14 protein-coding genes are annotated in these 16,285 nt (G+C 62.5%); 6 read left to right on the top strand and 8 right to left on the bottom strand.

Features of this window, described 5'->3' with window-relative positions:
* Positions 1-9: 9 nt before the first annotated feature.
* On the top strand, positions 10-1,671 hold the full coding sequence (locus H7F49_RS15280; protein WP_185684445.1) for a hypothetical protein: 1,662 nt from the start codon (positions 10-12) through the stop codon (positions 1,669-1,671).
* Positions 1,672-1,681: 10 nt separating this feature from the next.
* Here H7F49_RS15280 and H7F49_RS15275 read toward each other — a convergent pair whose 3' ends face one another.
* From H7F49_RS15275 to H7F49_RS15245, 7 genes are all read right to left on the bottom strand, one after another.
* The gene (locus H7F49_RS15275) at positions 1,682-2,659 is read right to left on the bottom strand and encodes an alpha/beta hydrolase (RefSeq protein ID WP_235982225.1); all 978 of its coding nucleotides are present in this window, start codon (positions 2,657-2,659) and stop codon (positions 1,682-1,684) included.
* A gap of 98 nt (positions 2,660-2,757) precedes the next feature.
* The gene (locus H7F49_RS15270) at positions 2,758-6,192 is read right to left on the bottom strand and encodes a glycosyl hydrolase (RefSeq protein ID WP_185684444.1); all 3,435 of its coding nucleotides are present in this window, start codon (positions 6,190-6,192) and stop codon (positions 2,758-2,760) included.
* 30 nt (positions 6,193-6,222) lie between these two features.
* Complete coding sequence (locus tag H7F49_RS15265) at positions 6,223-7,008, bottom strand: SDR family oxidoreductase (RefSeq protein WP_185684443.1); 786 nt, start codon at positions 7,006-7,008, stop codon at positions 6,223-6,225.
* A gap of 20 nt (positions 7,009-7,028) precedes the next feature.
* Entirely contained in the window at positions 7,029-7,829 is an 801-nt protein-coding gene (locus H7F49_RS15260; RefSeq protein ID WP_185684442.1) for an NAD(P)-dependent oxidoreductase, read from the bottom strand.
* Positions 7,826-8,569, bottom strand: a complete 744-nt coding sequence (locus H7F49_RS15255; protein ID WP_235982223.1) for an SDR family NAD(P)-dependent oxidoreductase — start codon at positions 8,567-8,569, stop codon at positions 7,826-7,828. The genes H7F49_RS15260 and H7F49_RS15255 overlap by 4 nt, the downstream gene beginning before the upstream one ends.
* Positions 8,570-8,588: 19 nt before the next feature.
* Positions 8,589-9,374 (bottom strand): carboxymuconolactone decarboxylase family protein, encoded by a 786-nt coding sequence (locus H7F49_RS15250; RefSeq protein ID WP_185684440.1) that lies wholly within the window; start codon positions 9,372-9,374, stop codon positions 8,589-8,591.
* A 4-nt stretch (positions 9,375-9,378) separates the two neighbouring features.
* Complete coding sequence (locus H7F49_RS15245; RefSeq protein ID WP_185684439.1) at positions 9,379-10,860, bottom strand: aldehyde dehydrogenase family protein; 1,482 nt, start codon at positions 10,858-10,860, stop codon at positions 9,379-9,381.
* A 153-nt stretch (positions 10,861-11,013) separates the two neighbouring features.
* On the opposite strand from H7F49_RS15245, the gene H7F49_RS15240 reads away from it, so the two are divergent.
* Positions 11,014-11,763, top strand: coding sequence for a FadR/GntR family transcriptional regulator (locus H7F49_RS15240; RefSeq protein WP_185684438.1), 750 nt, complete (start codon positions 11,014-11,016; stop codon positions 11,761-11,763).
* Between the two features lie 61 nt (positions 11,764-11,824).
* Here the strand turns inward: H7F49_RS15240 and H7F49_RS15235 are convergent, their stop codons facing one another.
* Complete coding sequence (locus H7F49_RS15235) at positions 11,825-12,148, bottom strand: hypothetical protein (RefSeq protein WP_185684437.1); 324 nt, start codon at positions 12,146-12,148, stop codon at positions 11,825-11,827.
* 96 nt (positions 12,149-12,244) lie between these two features.
* On the opposite strand from H7F49_RS15235, the gene H7F49_RS15230 reads away from it, so the two are divergent.
* The 4 genes from H7F49_RS15230 (at position 12,245) to H7F49_RS15215 (ending at position 16,177) form a co-directional block, all read left to right on the top strand.
* The gene (locus H7F49_RS15230) at positions 12,245-12,868 is read left to right on the top strand and encodes a TetR/AcrR family transcriptional regulator (protein ID WP_235982222.1); all 624 of its coding nucleotides are present in this window, start codon (positions 12,245-12,247) and stop codon (positions 12,866-12,868) included.
* 127 nt (positions 12,869-12,995) lie between these two features.
* Positions 12,996-14,273, top strand: a complete 1,278-nt coding sequence (locus H7F49_RS15225; RefSeq protein ID WP_235982221.1) for a cytochrome P450 — start codon at positions 12,996-12,998, stop codon at positions 14,271-14,273.
* A 2-nt stretch (positions 14,274-14,275) separates the two neighbouring features.
* Complete coding sequence (locus H7F49_RS15220; protein WP_214647856.1) at positions 14,276-15,058, top strand: SDR family NAD(P)-dependent oxidoreductase; 783 nt, start codon at positions 14,276-14,278, stop codon at positions 15,056-15,058.
* Between the two features lie 120 nt (positions 15,059-15,178).
* Positions 15,179-16,177: an NAD(P)H-dependent amine dehydrogenase family protein gene (locus tag H7F49_RS15215; RefSeq protein WP_235982220.1), complete on the top strand. Its 999-nt coding sequence runs from the start codon at positions 15,179-15,181 to the stop codon at positions 16,175-16,177.
* Positions 16,178-16,285: the final 108 nt, after the last annotated feature.

The raw sequence follows: 16,285 nt of genomic DNA, 5'->3' as shown, positions 1-16,285 counted from the left end.
AGACCTGCCATGATCCTGTCCCGCAAACAGATGGCCAGCTCTTTCAGGACGATGTCCTGGGCAATCGCCATTGCGGCTGGCGGCGGCGCAAGCCCCGCCCTGGCCGACTATATCGGACCCAGTTATCTCGAGGTACCAGGCGTAAGAGGCAATGCCTCGGCAGCTCCATTCCGCGGGTGGTTTCGGGCCGAAGCGCATTACTGGACTAAGCGCCCCGCAAGAACGATGATCCGCGGCATTTCCGGCAAGGAAAGCGGTCTCATCTTCACCTACAGCAACGCGCCGCGTGAAGGAGCCTCGGTACTGTCGCTCTCGCTCGACAAACGCAGCCCCGCCCTCACCGGGTTGATGGCGTTGTGCCGCGCAGGCTCGAAGGTGCAGCAGCTGCAATTTGCCGAACTTTCCGAATTTGCCCGGCACCCGCAGGAACACGGGCCGCGACCGGCCGATGTCCCAGAGCACTATCGCTACACTCTGAAAGACGCGACGCTTTCCTGCCCGGAAGTGCCCAGCGCCCCCGAGCAAGCGATCACGATCGCCTTCAAGTCGATCGAGTGGATAAACTTCCACGTCCAGCCGCCCAACCCGCGCCCGTTGACGGCGCAACCCGCAGAACTCAGGCGCGGGGCGAAGAGTGGCACGAACCGCTCATTCGTGCTCTCGTGGTTCGCGCCGATCGCCGATGCGGCGGAAAACCAATGCCCGCAGATGAACCGCAAGCCGACGCAGGACGAATACTTCGCCCTGATGCCTCCCGAACGCGCCGCGCAGCAACGCGCCGCACTGGCTGTCGGCGGCGGCGCAAATACGGTGGTGCTGCCCTATCGCGGGCCAGACGAGATGAACGTGATCCTGCTGCCAGGCATCGTTGCCGATCCCGGCTTCGAAACGCCAAGGTCCGAAGTCGTGCGCGGCTTCGATCTTGACGGGAAAGGCGGCAGTGCGATGCACCCGGACTTCGTTACTCCCGACGGCCGCAAGGGTATCGACAACCAGCTGTTCGCCTTGCTCGGCTGTATCGAAGGCTGGCGCCGACGCGGCTTCCTGCCGATGATCGGCAACGAACTGCGCCGCGCGGGTGGACTATCGATCCTCGTCGACATCAGCGGCATCGACGACCCGCGCAATGACAACGAGGTCTTTGTCACCCTGCTTTACAGCGCCGATCCGATGAAGCGCGACGGATCATCGAAGATCGTCCTGCCAGACTACACTTTCCGCCCCAATCCCAACCCCGAATTCTCGCAGGATTTTGCGCGCTTCAAAGGCAAGCTGGTTGACGGCGTCATCATGACCGACAGTCTGCCGCTTGTAACGATGCACGAAGGACCGGCATCCACTTGGTCGCTTTTCAACGCACGGATGCGGATCGAGCTTCTGGATGACGGGACCATGAAAGCCACTCTGGGCGGCTATCGGGACTGGCGCCAGCTGCTTGCCATGGCCTTCTTCCAGGCCTCGGACTATGAAAACACCATCGGTTTCAACGCGCCGTCCATGTACAACGCCGCGCGCCGCGCTGCCGATGGCCTGCCCGATCCCGAAACTGGCACCTTGAACGGCTTGTCAGCCGCCTACGAGATGGAAGGCGTTCCGGCCTTCATTCCGCCCGAGGCAAGCGCCCGGCTTGCGCGCGGCGGGCGCATCGGAGTAGACAGGCAGAAACGCTGAATATCCCGCCTCAGGCTGCTGGCAGCTTGAATGCCTGTCTCAGCGCATTCAATTTGGCTTCGCTGAAACGCTGGCCCGGACTGGACGGGCCGCCGAACGTGTCGAAGCCATGGAAGGCACCGGGGATTACTAGCAGTTCTGCGGCGACATCGGCTGCATTGAGCCGGCGGGCATAGTCCATGTCCTCGTCAAGAAAGAGGTCGAGCGCGCCGACACCGATCCAGGCAGGGGGCAGGCCGGCCAGGTTCGCGGTCCGGCCAGGCACCCCTTCCCCGGACCGTCCACCCGGCTTGCGACCAAGAAAACACTCCCAGCCGAAACGGTTCGCCTGGGCCGTCCACAGGATCTGCCCGCGGTGGGCAGGCGCCTGGCGCGTGCTTCCGGTCCGGTCGTCAAGCATGGGATAGACAAGGCACTGGAAGCATACCGGCACTTCGCCCCGGTCTCTCGCGGCGATTGCCAGCAGCGCCGCGTGTCCGCCACCCGCGCTTTCCCCCAACACCGCTATGCGGGCGGGATCGACGCCTAGCGCCGACGAATTGGCATGGATCCATTTCAATGCCGCATAGTTGTCTTCCAGCGAACCCGCATAGGTTGCTTCCGGTGCTAGCCGGTATTCGACGGTGACCACAACACAATCCAGCTCACGGGCCAGCGTCTGGACCTGGTGTAGCGATCCGGCCGCCGAACCGGCCACGTAACCGCCACCATGCATGTGCAGGATGCAGGGCCGCTGCTCACCCTCTCGGGCATTGACCAGATAGACTGTCACATCGGGCTGGCCACGGCTTCCGATTATGACCCGCCGTTCGTAGGGAACGTTGGTCAGCGGCTTGGGCTGGAAAGCATCCGAGCCCTGCCGGATTGCCGGCAGATTGGCCTTTTTCAAGACGGGCGTGAAGTTGCCCATGCCAAGGATCATCTTGACGACACCGCGAAGTTCGGGATGGACATCGGTCAGGATGGCGTCGTTCGGACTTGCCGCCATGGCCTGAAACGGCCCAGGCATGAAGAGGCCGGCCGCAGTGCCCAGTCCCTTGCGGATAATATCACGCCTACTTGCCACTACCTTTCTCCCGAATGCGTTCACTTTGCTTCTCCCGCAAGTAATCGGACGGGCCCGATCAGGCCAGAGCGCCGCAGCGGTGCATTCGCGGTATAGGTTGGCGATGCCGTCCAGGTAACCTTGGTGGCACCGGGCTGGGCATCGCCGATCATGCGATTGACCCAGAGGTTGGCGACGCGGATGGAAAGATCATTCTTGCCTCGACGCGCAAACGCACCAATTTCAAGCCGGTAAGGTGCATTCCAGACACCGCCGACCCGGCGGTCGTTGATCGTAACTTCGGCAATTTCGCGCGCCTCGCCCAGATCCAGCCACAGCGGCTGCCCAGGTTTCCAGCCCTTCGGTGCACGGAAGGTTCGCGTATAGGTTGCAATGCCCGAAAAATACCGGACATCTGCATTGTCGTGCTTGTCGAGCGGAACAAGCTCCGGCATCGCCAGGGTCGCGGGTGCGCCGCGCCCCGGTTCGAAGGCGACCTGCCATCCGGAATTGAGGTCTGCCACCGCACCCAACCGTCTTTCGGGGGCAACATAGGCGGATGCGGTAGCTGGTTTGCGGAACACAACATGCACTGCACCGTCGATCGGCAGGTTCAGCGGCACGATGGTTTCGCCGCCCTCGATGCGGTAGCTGACCGAAGTGACTTCTCCGCTGACCGCATTCCAAAGTTCAGGCATCTTGCCCGAGACACGGAATCGCGCCTCGAAGCGTTCGGCGCGCGGTTTGCGGTTCGTGACGAAGTAGAGGTCACCATCGACCAGCCTGCGATGAAGGAAGGCAATGTCGGCGTCGGGCGCATCAGCCGTCACGCGGAAATCGGGAACCAGGCCAATGCGGATCATTGCAGCTTCGGGATTGTCGGATGCAATCACTCTTCCCTTGCCCACCTTCGCCACATCGCCGCCAAGCCACATTTCGCCGACCAACCGGGAATACTCGACGGGATCGTCTTGAAGGCCGGGGCTGGTCGACGGGCGCAGGCCGATCACCGTCGCGCCATCGCGCACCAGCCCATTCAGGCGGCGCAGAGTGGCAAGGGTCATGTGCCGCGCCGAACCGCCAAGATAAAGCGCCCGGTATCGCGCGCCGCCAGGGCTAATAAGGTCGGCCCCTTCGTTCGCCAGGGATTCCATCAAGGCATCGGAGTTGACGAAATCGTAGCCGTAGCCGCGGGGCGCATCGGGAACCGTTCGCTCGCTGTACAGCCCGGTCAACGGCGCTTCCTCGCCATAATAGTAGGCAATATCCGCGACCGTCCGCCCCTGCTGCAACAGGAAAGCATTCCGCGCGAGATAATCGACCCAGGGCCTGGCCAGCTTCGCCCAGCTTTCGTTCCGGTTGAAGTACTGGCCAAAGATGAACAGAGAGAGGCCAGGCTTGCGGTCTTCAACCGGCACATGGACCGAAGTGTGGATGATCGGCCGGTTGATCCCGTTGACGAACGCCAGATCAGCGACCCGCTTGAGATCCGCTGGTCCGAAGGCCCAGGGCGAAAGGAGCGAGGTCATCATTTCGGCGGCAGCGAACGGCTTGCCATAGATGTTGGCAACCGAAGCCGCGCCGCGCATATCAACGAGATAATTGAGCTGCGGCCCCTTTTCGCGCGGAAAGGTCCAAAGTGCCGCCATCGGCACATCGGCGTGGCGGCGCATCGCCAGATCATCGCCCAACTGCGGGCGGCCATGTTCCTGCGCCTCGCCATAGGTGATGAGACCCTGTTCGCGCGCGAAAGCGGCGACCGTGCCATAGTGTTCGCTGGCCATCAGGTCGGAAAGAGTGCGGCGATAATCAAACAGGAACCGATCGCTCTGCGCACGCGATCCAATAATCGTCCCGGTCAGGGTCGGCATCCACGGCAACGGATCGTACCCACGCAAGCCGATGAACTTCTCGCGCAGGCGCGGTGTCCAGTTCGCAGGGCCGGATTCGATCGAATCGTTCAGCAGTGCACGGATACCGCGCGCGCCCAGCAAATCCGGGCCGACTGCCTGGCGATACAGCCCGACATAGTGATCGAGGTATCGGCGCACGGCTGCGCCATCGAGCTTGTCCACCTCAAGACCGGTCGCCTCGGGGCTAGCAGGGTGGTTGACAACGCCAGTCAGCGACCAGCCAAGCCGCAGCACATGCCATTGTCCGGCAGGTGGTTGCCAGTCTAGCGAACCGTCCGCGCGCAGCCGTTCGGTCAGGTCGATCACCTGCGCCGGCTGCACGCCTGGATCGTCGGGGGCGGTTTGCGGCAAGGCGAAGTAATCGGGCACGACATCGAAGCCGGCACGGGTCTCGGCACGGTCCACCTTCGGATCCGCCATCAGACGGAAATCGCCCACCTTAATGCCGGAGCCACCCATAAGGGCAGCGCCTCCACCGCCAAGCATGCGCCCGAGCGCGGCCATGTCGAGGCCAGGCACCGGTGGCGTGAAGCCGGCTACCCGTCCGCCTTCGATGCGCTGGAAGACCACGCGAAAGCGGCTTGCGGTTACGGGGGCAAAACTGATCGTCACCGGGACGGCGGAAGCGGCAAAGGAACCGACCTTTCGCCAGGACGTGCCATCATCGCTTGCCTCCAGCACCGGCTCAAGCGCGCCGCCGGCATAACGACCTGCCCCGCCCGGCAGAAAGATGCGGGCCGAACGGATGGTCTGGGGCCGGGCGAATCTGGCCACCAGGGCCGGATCGCTCTTGGCCGACCGCGCGAGTTCTACGGCGGTTACAAGATCTTCGTCGCTCAATGACGTGGCGCTCAGCGGTTTGTCCTGGCCATCGGCAAAGGTTGGCGTCGCAATTTCACCGACCTCCTTCACGGGCCAAGCCAAAACCGCGATGTCGCGGTAGGTCTGCGGGGCGATCGGGATGCGATGACCAGAGCCGGTCAGAGTAAGACCGCCAGCCGGGTCTACGGGAATGGTCTGGAACGGTCCGGTGATCGCCGGTGGCGCCGGCAGTCGCAGCGCAGCTTGCGCACCGCCCCTACCGCGCTTTACAAATATTCGCGTTTGGCTCCAGACCAGCTTCTTGATGCCGTCTTCCGGAGGAACCCATGGCCCACCCGTCTCAGTGAAGCCGGGCGAAGAGGCGATTGCCAATTCCAGACCAAGGGTGTCGGCCTCGCGCGCGGCCGTGCGTATCGCCGTCTGCCAGCCAGGCGACATGAATGGCAACCGTTCCGGCACGATTTTAGGCGACTGCATCGAAGCATCGAAGGCCTGCGCCCCACCGATGCCCACGTCCTTCATCCAGCGAAGGTCGGCACGGATGCCATCCTCGCTGATATTGCCGTTCATCCAGTGCCACCATACGCGCGGACGCGCCTCGGCTGGCGGATTGCGGAAGCCCTCCAGAAGGGGGTCCGCGGAAGGGCGTTCGTCCTGCGCCTGAACCTGCCCGGGAACCAGAAGGGCCTCGGCGAGAAGAGCCGCCGCCAAACGCCGCCTTGTGAGCGAGCTAGTGGTCATGCTTCAGGGACTCCCGTCATGAAGAGCGGATCAAGGCCGCATCACCCAGCCGCCGTCGATGTGGATCACTTGTCCGGTGATCCAGGCGCCGGCTTCCGAGCAAAGCAGCAGTGCGGTTCCCACCAACTCGTCAGGTTCGCCGCGCGCGCGGGTTGCGCAGGACATTTGCAGATACTGGATGAACGGTGAATCATCAGGCACCAGCATCTTGCCCGCATCGGATTTCACGTTACCCGGCGCGATTGCGTTGCAGGTGATGTTTTCCTTGCCCAGTTGCTTGGCCAGGGTCGTGGTCAGGCCGACCAGGGCCAGCTTGCCGATGCCGTAAATGCCTGTCGCCGGGAAAGCGCCACCCGAAGTCTGGTTGAGGATGCGCCCGCCGCCGCGTTCGCGCATCGCGGGAATTACCGACTGAGCACACAGCATCGCGCCGGTCAGATTTACCGAGAGGATGCGGTTCCATTCCTCAAGTCCGACATCCGCGATCGTCAACTGGCCTAGTTCGGCCATGAGAGCCGCGTTGTTGACCAGGATGTCGATCCCGCCAAACGCTTCGACGGCAGCCTGAGCCATCGCGAGTGTCGAATCCCTGTCGGCGACGTTGACCTTGACGGCCACGGCCTTGCCGCCGCCGGCCACAATTTCGTCGGCAACCGCCTTGGCGCCCTCTTCATTGAGATCGGCGACAACCACCGAGGCTCCGGCCCCGGCAAAGCCAAGGGCATAGGCCCGGCCGATCGAATTGCCGCGCCCGCCGGCGCCGGTGATGATGACGACCTTGCCATCCAGTCGAAATTGATCGATTGAAAATGCCATGGGTAATGAAACTCCGTCTGTCAGCCGTTCGTAGCGGCAGATAGGAAAGGGGTAGCTGCCGTGCGCAGGGTTTCTGCCCCGTCGTTTTCAGGCAGGATCAAGGCAAGCAGGTTTACATCCTTAAGCAGCAGCGGTGCGCCGTGCGCGAAGGCCGCCGGGGTGGGGAGGCGGGCATAGACTTCGAAGCCGAAGCTGCGGCCGCTGCTGGCCTTGACCAGTTCGGCAAGCGCCCCGCGATCGATGCCCAGCGCCTCGCCCGCAGCCAGCGCAGCGTGAGCCAGCCCCATGTTCGCCGCCATAAGGGCATTGTTGACGATCTTCGCACGTTGTCCCGCGCCAAGCGGGCCAAGGTGGACGATCAGTCCGCCAAAGGTTTCGAACACCGGCCTGGCAGCCGCGAAATCGGCAGCCTCGCCCCCGCACATCACGGTGAGCGTACCTGCCGAAGCAGCAGGGCCGCCGCCACTGACCGGGGCATCGAGCACTGCGATTCCACGCGACGCCGCCTTTTCGGCTATGATCGCGCAGGTTTCTGGCAGGACCGTGGCGTGGATGACGATCCGACTACCCGGCGCCATGGATCCAACCAGTTCGTCACAGATCGCCATGACGCCTGCATCATCGACCACGCAGACACCGACATGTTCGCATGCGGCGCCAAGGGCCGAAACGCTTTCGGCGGATTGCGCCCCCAGAGCATGGAACGGCGCAAGGGCCTCGGCCCGCCGCGCCCACACGGTCAACGGCATTCCGGCAGCGGCGATGCGTTCCGCCATTGGCCCGCCCTGGCTGCCAAGCCCGATGAAACCGACGCGGCTCACCCCGCGGTGATCCCGGCATCAATCTGGATGCAGGCCCCGTGATAGGAACGACCGGCTGGCGAAGCCAGCATGGCGATGACTTCGGCCACGTCAACCACCTCAACCAGTCCACGCAGGCCCGAAAAACGCGCTACGAGATCCATTTCCGCGTTTTCGGGGAACGACATGCCATTGGCGATGTTTGTCATCATTCCGCCAGGCGCGACCGCGTTGATGCGGATGGGCTTGCGGACGTATTCCATCGCCATCGCCCGGGTCATGTTGACCAGGCCAGCCTTGCTGGCGCAATAGGCTGCGGCATAGGCCTCGCCGATGAAGGCGGCGGATGAGGCGCAGTTCACGATCGCGCCTTCTGCCGCAAGCAGGTGAGGAAGCGCCGCCTGCGAAAGGTGCCAGGGCGCAAAGAGGTTCACTGCCATCGTTAGTCCGAAATCGGAACGCGGCATGGTTTCGCTGCTGGCCATCTTGATGACCCCGGCAATATTGCAAAGCGCATCCAGACGTCCGAACCGCGCAACTGCCGACTCCACGGCTCCGGCGCAGGCATCTGCATCGGCCAGGTTCGCCGCGTGCACCAGCACCTCCACCCCGAACGGCGCGGCAAGCGCCGCCGTTTCCTCCAGCGCGGCGGCATTGACATCGACAAGCGTCAGACTGGCCCCAGCCTCCGCCAGCCGAAGCGCCGTTGCCCGGCCCAGCCCCGATGCCGCGCCAGTGACCAGCGCCGCCTTGCCCTTCAAATCGATAATCTGTGCCATATCATCCGTTCCATGGCAGCCCGTCGGCCACCTTCCTGCTCATTTCGATTACCACCGACTGGACGATGGATGCCTTTGGCCAGCCAGCGTGGATGCCGTATTGCAGGACGAATTCCTGCATCTCGTCCGGCTTGCAATTGCCGCTCGCCATGGCGGCATGGATATGGCTCTTGATCGGCGTTTCGGTCGAGCTTTCGCAGACACCGACAAGAGTGATCCAGCGGCGCGAGCGTTGGTCGAGGCCATCGTAACGCTGCCACATTTCGCCGAAGACGAAGTTGTTGATCGCTTCGAGATAGGGTGTTGCCGAAGGGCCGCCGGGGAACGTCATCACGGAGGTGAATTCCGCCATACCTTCGCGTGTGCGAGCCTCGGGATCCCAATCCTCGCCACGGATCGCAGGGCAATCGGCGGCCGGCAGGCCCAGCGCGCCAGCCGCAGCCGTTACCGCCCGATCAAGCTGCCGGCCGCGCGACCAGCCACCATAGACAGCAAGGTGCAGGGCGGCCTCGCGCAGTTCCCGCAGCGACAGGTGCCCGCCCTTCAAGGCACCGCGGGCATAGCCTTCGACCAGTTCCGCATCGGCGCCTGCCAGAACGGCGCCGGCCAGCGACACAAGGTAGCGCGCGCGGCGATCTAGCCCCGGCCTGCTCCACACTTCTGCATATACGAAATCGCGCAGCGATTCCTCGAACGGGGTGGTCGCCGCCGCGACAACCTCGGCGCAGACTTCAACCTGCAGCGCCTGGCCGCGTTCGGAACGCGCCTTGTGATCCATCAAGCTCATGCCCTCAACCCTCCGGAGGCGATACGTTTATCCAGATGTTCTTCGGCTGCAGGAATTCATGCAGGCCCTCCACCCCGCCAAGCCGCCCGTGGCCGCTCTTCTTCCAGCCACCGAAGGGGCAGTTGGGCTGCATCGCCTCGCCCGCGCCGTTTACGTGGATCATGCCCGCCTGGAGTTGCCCGGTCACGTAGTGGGCGCGGCGCAAGTTCTGAGTGTGGACATAGGCACCCAGCCCGTATTCGGTGCTGTTGGCCAGGGCGATCGCCTCTTCCTCGGTGTCAAACGGGGTCACGACAAGGACTGGGCCGAATACCTCGTTCTGGGCAATATGGGCGGAATTGGGCACGTCGGCCAGGATCGTGACCGGCAGAAAGAAGCCACCTGCATGATCGCCGCCCAATCGTTCGCCCCCGGCAACCACGCGGCCGCCATCGGCCTTGCCACCTTCGACCATGCCGAGGATGCGGGTCAGCGCGCCTTCCGAGATTACCGGCCCCAGCGCGGTCTGCGGCAGGAAGGGATCGCCAACGGCGATCTGCCCGGCGATGGCCGAAAGGATGCCGAGATACTGGTCATAGACCCCGCGCTGCACCAGGAGGCGCGTGCCGTTGACGCAGCCCTGCCCGTTGGAGGAAACCGCGCCGGTAATCCCCTTCTTCGCGGCCAGCATCAGGTCGGCATCGTCGAACACGATCACCGCGGACTTGCCGCCCAGTTCCAGCCCCACCGGCTTCAGGCTGCGCGCGGCGCTGGTCAGCACTTTCGTCGCCGTGGCGCCCGATCCGATGAACTCGATCTTGTCGATCCCGGGATGGGCGACCATCGCCTCGCCCACGTCGGCCCCGCCGGTGACAAGGTTGACCACGCCCGCCGGAAAACCCGCTTCCAACATCATCTCCACCAGCTTCATCGCGCTGTATGGAGCAAGATCAGGCGATTTCAGCACCACGCAATTACCCGCCGCCAGCGCCGGCGCCATCACCATGGTCGCGGCGAACAACGGACCATTCCACGGGACGATTATGCCGACCGTGCCATAGGGTTCATAGGCCACATAATCATGAGCCGGGGTGCCCCACGTCGGGATCGTCCGGCCATGGATCTTGTCGCACCAGCCACCGTAATACCGGAACTTCTGCGCCGCATCGTAGCCCATGTAGGGCGCCGTCATGGCAACTGAGCCGTTTTCGGCAATCAGGCTGGGCGCGAACTCTCCCGAACGGGCTTCGAACACTTCGGCAAGCTTGAAGAACAGATTGCGCCGCTTATCGACCGGCATGGCCCGCCACGCGGGAAAAGCGGTCCGGGCAGCGGACACGGCACGATCAACGTCGCTGGCGCTCGCCATGGCCAGTTCGCGCGTGACAGTACCCGTGCCGGGATAGACGTGCGCAATCTTCGCGCCGCTTCCCGCTTCCTCGCGAGAATCGCCGATGATGTTGACGAACCGCGGCAACGCCGCCGAATCGGGCAGTGTGAAGGCCATGACATCCCCCTGAACAGTCCCACCGTGGTTGCACGGCTATAGCGCGACGATGGATTCGATTGCCTATAATATGGTCATATTATCGGTATTGCAAGCCAAGAGGCTGCCGCAATTTGCTTGCTCGATGCCTAATTATAGGCCTATTTAGGCCAGATGAGTGCTCCCGTCCCGTCCCGCCGCCAACCAGTACAGCAGGTTGCCGACACCCTGCGGAAACGAATCTTCGCATGCCCGGCGGGCGAGCAGATCGGTTCGCTGAACGATCTGGCGCACGAACTGGGCGTGGGCATTGTTTCGGTGCAGCAGGCTGCCCGCATCCTTGAATTCGAAGGGCTGCTGGAAGTGCGTCGTGGCCCTGGAGGCGGCTATTTCGGCCGTCGGCCCGACCTGGCCACTCTGGAGCGAACCATCTCGGCCTACTGGCGCAGCGAACCTGCCAGCCTTGCCGAGGTTCTCGACATGACCTCGCTGCTGTTCAACGAATTGTGCGCCGCAGCCGCGCGCTGCAACGATCCTGCGTTACACAACGAACTGCGAACGATCGCCGCAGCAATTTCCGCCTGTGAAAAGGACGCGGGAATCGGGGCGCTGGAAGGAGCCCTGCAGGACCAGCTGTTCCGCATGGTCAACCGCCCGTTCTTCCAGCTTATCACCCATATTGCCCTGAGCATGGCCGTAAGCGAATTCGGTCACAGCGGAGGCTTGGCGATCAACTTCGGCCTTGAACGCTGGCGCGAAAGCCGCCGGGTCATCATCGATGCCATCTTGCGCCGCGACCCTGAACTTGCCCGTTTCGAAGCAAACCGTCGCAACCGGCAGGCAGTTATGAACGATCCCCTTCAAGCGGGTTTGGCCCCGCTCACCCCAGATCAAGGCCAATCGGCGGAGCAGCCCCGACCCTGACGCGCTGACCGCTGTGTCGGCGCGTCTGACAAGGCGTGACTGCCCCCGATTATCCCGAAATTCAGCCGACTTTGGCGATCTTGGCAAGATCCGCATCGACCTTGGCCAGCACCTCGTCGGTCAGCATGTCGGCGGCGAAGGACTGGATCTGGCGCAGGGTCATCGCGCGCGCCATCTCGATCTGCGGATTGCTGGCGAAGGCGGGCAAGTGCTTGTCAAGCACCGCGCGGGTCTGCGGGTTATCCAGCAGGGTACCGATGTCAGTGGCAGCAGTCGAATAGGCTGGTGCCGGAGCGACTGCAGCCGGCTCCTCGGCAGCGGCCGGGACGGCGACAGGAACGAGAATGGCCATGGCGGCGAACGGCAGTGCCTTGAGGAATTTCATAATTCATCTCCCAAATATTCAGGCGCCCGATTTGTCGACGCCGATAGACAATTTACGCTATTGCCCATGGCCCTTAATCTGAGCCAAAGCGATCACATGACCACCAAGCCACAAGATCGTGATTCGCTAAGCGATATCATGTCGCATAAACTGCGCGCGCCGATGTCGTCAAGGTCCAAGGACCTGCGCGCGATCCGATCGGGCGAGGCACTGCGCAACGCGATGCTGGACTTGCTCCTCGAAAAGTCGTTGGAACAGATTACCATCCGCGACATCTGTGCGGCAGCCGGTGTCCATTATGCGACCTTCTTCCGCCACTTTCAGACGAAGGAAGCATTGCTTGACGATATTGCCAAAGACCAAATTCGCCAAATCAATGCCCTGACGTTGGCTATACGCGATGCGGACGATTTCCAGGCCGGTTTCACTGCTTTGTGTGAATATGTCGCCGAGCATCGGGAGCTATGGTCGACGTTGCTCAATGGCGGGGCCGGTTCTGCCATGCGCGAGGAGTGGCTGCGTCAGTCGCAACAGGTAGCCGCCAGAGAAGAGCCAATAAACTCCTGGCTACCGGCTGAACTTGGAACAATCTGTGCAGCAACCCTGATTGCAGAATCCCTCGCATGGTGGGTGGCCCAGCCCGAGGATGCCTATAGCGTAGAAGCGATCGCCGGCATTCTCCACCGGATGATCGTGGGTTCGATCATCATGCCGGCCTGATTCCGCATTTGATGTCCTTGAACGTCGCCGTGCAATCGCGGCTTGCCGTCCAGTAATTTATGCGCCAATCTATCGCACAAGCAAATGGCATAAGGCCTTTGCCCTGGGAGATTGGCAAGTGTCCAGATTGGAAGATCGCGACTATTTTACCGACTACGAGATCGCCCGCGAACCCTATCCGTTCTTTGAAGCCGTTCGCTCGCACGGACCGGTCTATCAGCCGGAAGGGCGCGACTACCTGATAGTCACCGGTTTCGACGAGACAGTCGAGATCCTTAACAACAATCGCGATTTTTCGGCGATCATCGGCCTTGCCGGCGCGGCTGCACCTTTGCCGTTCGAGCCGCAAGGCAGTGACATTACCGAACAGATCGAAGCCGCCAGATCGACGATCCTTGGCGGCGATCAGGTCGTCAACCTCGACGATGATCCACACACAAAGCTGCGTTCGTTGATGAACCGCTTGTTCACGCCTTCGCGCCTCAAGTCCAACGAGGCATTCATTGCAGAATATTCGCGGGAGATCGTGCGCAATGTCGTTGCGCGCGGTGGATGCGACCTCATCAAGGATGTGGCAACGCCTTTTGTCACCATGGTAATCGCCGATCTTCTGGGCGTGCCGGTGGAAGACAGGCAGCACTTCATGGACCTGATCGAGGCCTCCCCTGCCCCAGGCAACCTCGACCCCGCGCTGAACACCCACGAAGGCGAAACTCACCCGATGGTGGCCATGACCGGCCATTTCTATCGCTATATCAGCGAACGGCAGGCCGCCCCGCGCGACGATATTCTCAGCGAACTGGCGCACGCCGAATACAGCGACGGTACGCGCCCCACGATGATGGACCTGATGACACTTGGCGTCTTCATGTTCGGCGCTGGGCAGGATACTTCGGCCAAGCTGCTGGGCAATGCGATGCGGTACATCATCGATGTACCCGGCTTGCAGGATAGCCTGCGCGCCGATCCATCGCAGATTCCCGCCCTGATCGAGGAAGTCCTGAGAATCGAGGGCTCAACCAAGCAGACCGCGCGGCTGGCGCGGCGCGACACGACCATCGGAGGCAGGCCGGTCAAGGCAGGCACCAAGGTCCTCCTTGGCCTTGCCGGAGCCAACCGCGACCCTCAGCGCTGGGAGGCACCCGCAGACTTCATCCTCGACCGTCCGAAAATCAAGGAACACGTCGCCTTCGGACGCGGCAAGCACACCTGTGCCGGGGCCCCGCTTGCCCGCGTGGAAGTGCGCGTAATTCTCGAGGAATTCCTGAAGCAGACGGCCAACATCGAAATTGACGAGGTGTTCCACGGCGCGCCCGACAACCGCACGTTCGCATTCGAGCCCAGCTTCATCATCCGGGGCCTGTCGGAACTTCGCGTCAAGCTGGCGCCCGCCGCGAAAGCTTGATCGTGACGGAAGCGTTCAAGGGCTGGTCGGCGCTCATTGCCGGCGGCGCGGGTGGCCTTGGCGGAGCCACGGCGCGCCGCATGGCAGAACTGGGCATGTCGGTAGTGGTATTCGAACCCGACGAGAAGCGCGCCATCGCCTTCGCTGCCGACCTTGGTGCACGAGCGGTGGGAATAGCCGGCGATCACAACGATGAAGGCGATGTTCTCCGGGCGATCACGGCGGCGCGGCAGATCGGCGATTTCCGCCTCAACGTGAACGCTGCCGGCGTTGCCATCAATGCTCCGGCCGTGGCCGACCGCGCGGGCACGCCACACCCCATGGCGACGTTCCGGGACATGATAGACCTGCACCTTTTCGGGCCTTTCAACGTTTCACGCCTTTGTGCAGCGGCCTTTGCCGCGAACCAGCCGGATGCAGACGGAAGCCGCGGACTGATCGTTAACACCGCATCGACGGCAGCCTTCGATGGCCAGGCGCGCCAGGCTGCCTATTCTGCCGGCAAGGCAGCAATAGTCGGAATGACCACTGCGATGGCACGCGACCTTGCAGATATCGGGGTCAGGGCAAATGCCATCGCCCCCGGGCCGATTCTCACACCTCGCCTTGCGGCAGCCCCGGACTCGATCAAGGAGGCGCTGACTGCGAACGTCGCCTTCCCCAAGCGCTTCGGCCATCCCGAGGAATACGCAACACTGGTGGAGGCCATGGTGCGCACCCCGTTCCTGAATGGACAGACGATCCGCCTGGATGGCGCGCTTTCGACTCCGCTGACATCCTTCTAGCGTCAACGGCAGGGATGCAATTCTGTAAGAAAACAAGAAACAGATGAGGAGGGCTGGGTGATGGGAGGCAAAAGGCTGAGGGTGGTACAATGGGCTACCGGCACGGTTGGCCGAAGCGCCATGCGAGCAATCATCGAGCATCCCGCTCTCGAATTGGTCGGCGTGAAGGTCTATTCCGGCAATAAAGCGGGCCTTGATGCGGGTGATCTGTGTGGCCTGCCGCCAACCGGCATCAAGGCTACCCGGGACATTGGCGATGTTCTGGCCCTCAAGCCGGACTGCGTAGTCTACATGCCCGAAAGCACCGACATGGACGATGTCTGCCGCATCCTTGAAAGCGGTACCAACATCTCAACTACACGCGCCGAGTTCTTCAATCCCGATTGCATGGAGCCAGCACTAAGGCAACGCATCGAAGCCGCCTGCACCAGAGGGAATTCTTCGATCCACGCCACTGGGAGCAGCCCCGGCTTCATCACCGAAGCCTTGCCCATCGTCCTGCTGTCACTGCAACGCCGCCTGGACCTTCTGGCCATTGACGAGTATGCCAATTGTATCGACGGCTGCTCAGAAGAAATGCTGTTGGGCGTCATGGGTTTCGGCGAAACACCGGAAGCGTTCGCCAAGCGCAGTCACGCTGACCGCGACGTCGTGTTCGAGCATTCACTGGCCGTCATCGCCAAAGCAATCGGCCTGACGCTGGACGGCTTCGAAGGGCAAGGCGAGATCGCATTGACCCGCCACCCAACCAGACTGCACTCCACCATAATCGAAGCCGGAACGGTGGGCGGCCAACGATATACCCTGAATGGGCTGGTCGATGGCAAACCGCGCCTGCGCTTTCGTTGCAACTGGTTTGTCACCAGCGAACTCGAACCCGCTTGGGATTTGCGGGACGACGGTTGGCGCGTTGTTGTCGAAGGCGACACGCCACTCGACATTTCAATCACCTTTCCGATTCCGTCCGACCGGGAAGAGCGCCAACTCGTTCTGCCGCGTCTGACCGCACACAGGCCAGTCAACGCCATCGCTTCAATCTGCTCGGCATCGCCAGGCATCCTCACCACGGCAGACCTGCCGCAGGTCTTCGCGCGCTTGGGTTATACCAAGGTGCATTGATCAGTACCCATGTGCCCAATGGCGCATTCCGATGGACATGATGCGCCAGGGCTGATCGACGAGCTTGTTCCATGCGAAGCAACAATGGTCGACGATGTCGTCGTAGGA

The organism is Novosphingobium aerophilum (genome assembly GCF_014230305.1).
GTDB lineage: Bacteria > Pseudomonadota > Alphaproteobacteria > Sphingomonadales > Sphingomonadaceae > Novosphingobium > Novosphingobium aerophilum.
The sequence above is the reverse complement of the archived record's forward strand: the minus strand, read 5'-3'. Positions and strand labels throughout refer to the sequence as shown.

Bases quoted from the DNA above. Each gene is read 5' to 3' on its own strand.
- H7F49_RS15270 (WP_185684444.1), bottom strand. From the start codon at position 6,192: ATGACCACTAGCTCGCTCACAAGGCGGCGTTTGGCGGCGGCTCTTCTC.
- H7F49_RS15250 (WP_185684440.1), bottom strand. From the start codon at position 9,374: ATGAGCTTGATGGATCACAAGGCGCGTTCCGAACGCGGCCAGGCGCTG.
- H7F49_RS15275 (WP_235982225.1), bottom strand. From the start codon at position 2,659: ATGGCGGCAAGTCCGAACGACGCCATCCTGACCGATGTCCATCCCGAA.
- H7F49_RS15240 (WP_185684438.1), top strand. From the start codon at position 11,014: ATGAGTGCTCCCGTCCCGTCCCGCCGCCAACCAGTACAGCAGGTTGCC.
- H7F49_RS15280 (WP_185684445.1), top strand. From the start codon at position 10: ATGATCCTGTCCCGCAAACAGATGGCCAGCTCTTTCAGGACGATGTCC.
- H7F49_RS15215 (WP_235982220.1), top strand. From the start codon at position 15,179: ATGCGAGCAATCATCGAGCATCCCGCTCTCGAATTGGTCGGCGTGAAG.
- H7F49_RS15265 (WP_185684443.1), bottom strand. From the start codon at position 7,008: ATGGCATTTTCAATCGATCAATTTCGACTGGATGGCAAGGTCGTCATC.
- H7F49_RS15235 (WP_185684437.1), bottom strand. From the start codon at position 12,148: ATGAAATTCCTCAAGGCACTGCCGTTCGCCGCCATGGCCATTCTCGTT.
- H7F49_RS15230 (WP_235982222.1), top strand. From the start codon at position 12,245: ATGACCACCAAGCCACAAGATCGTGATTCGCTAAGCGATATCATGTCG.
- H7F49_RS15245 (WP_185684439.1), bottom strand. From the start codon at position 10,860: ATGGCCTTCACACTGCCCGATTCGGCGGCGTTGCCGCGGTTCGTCAAC.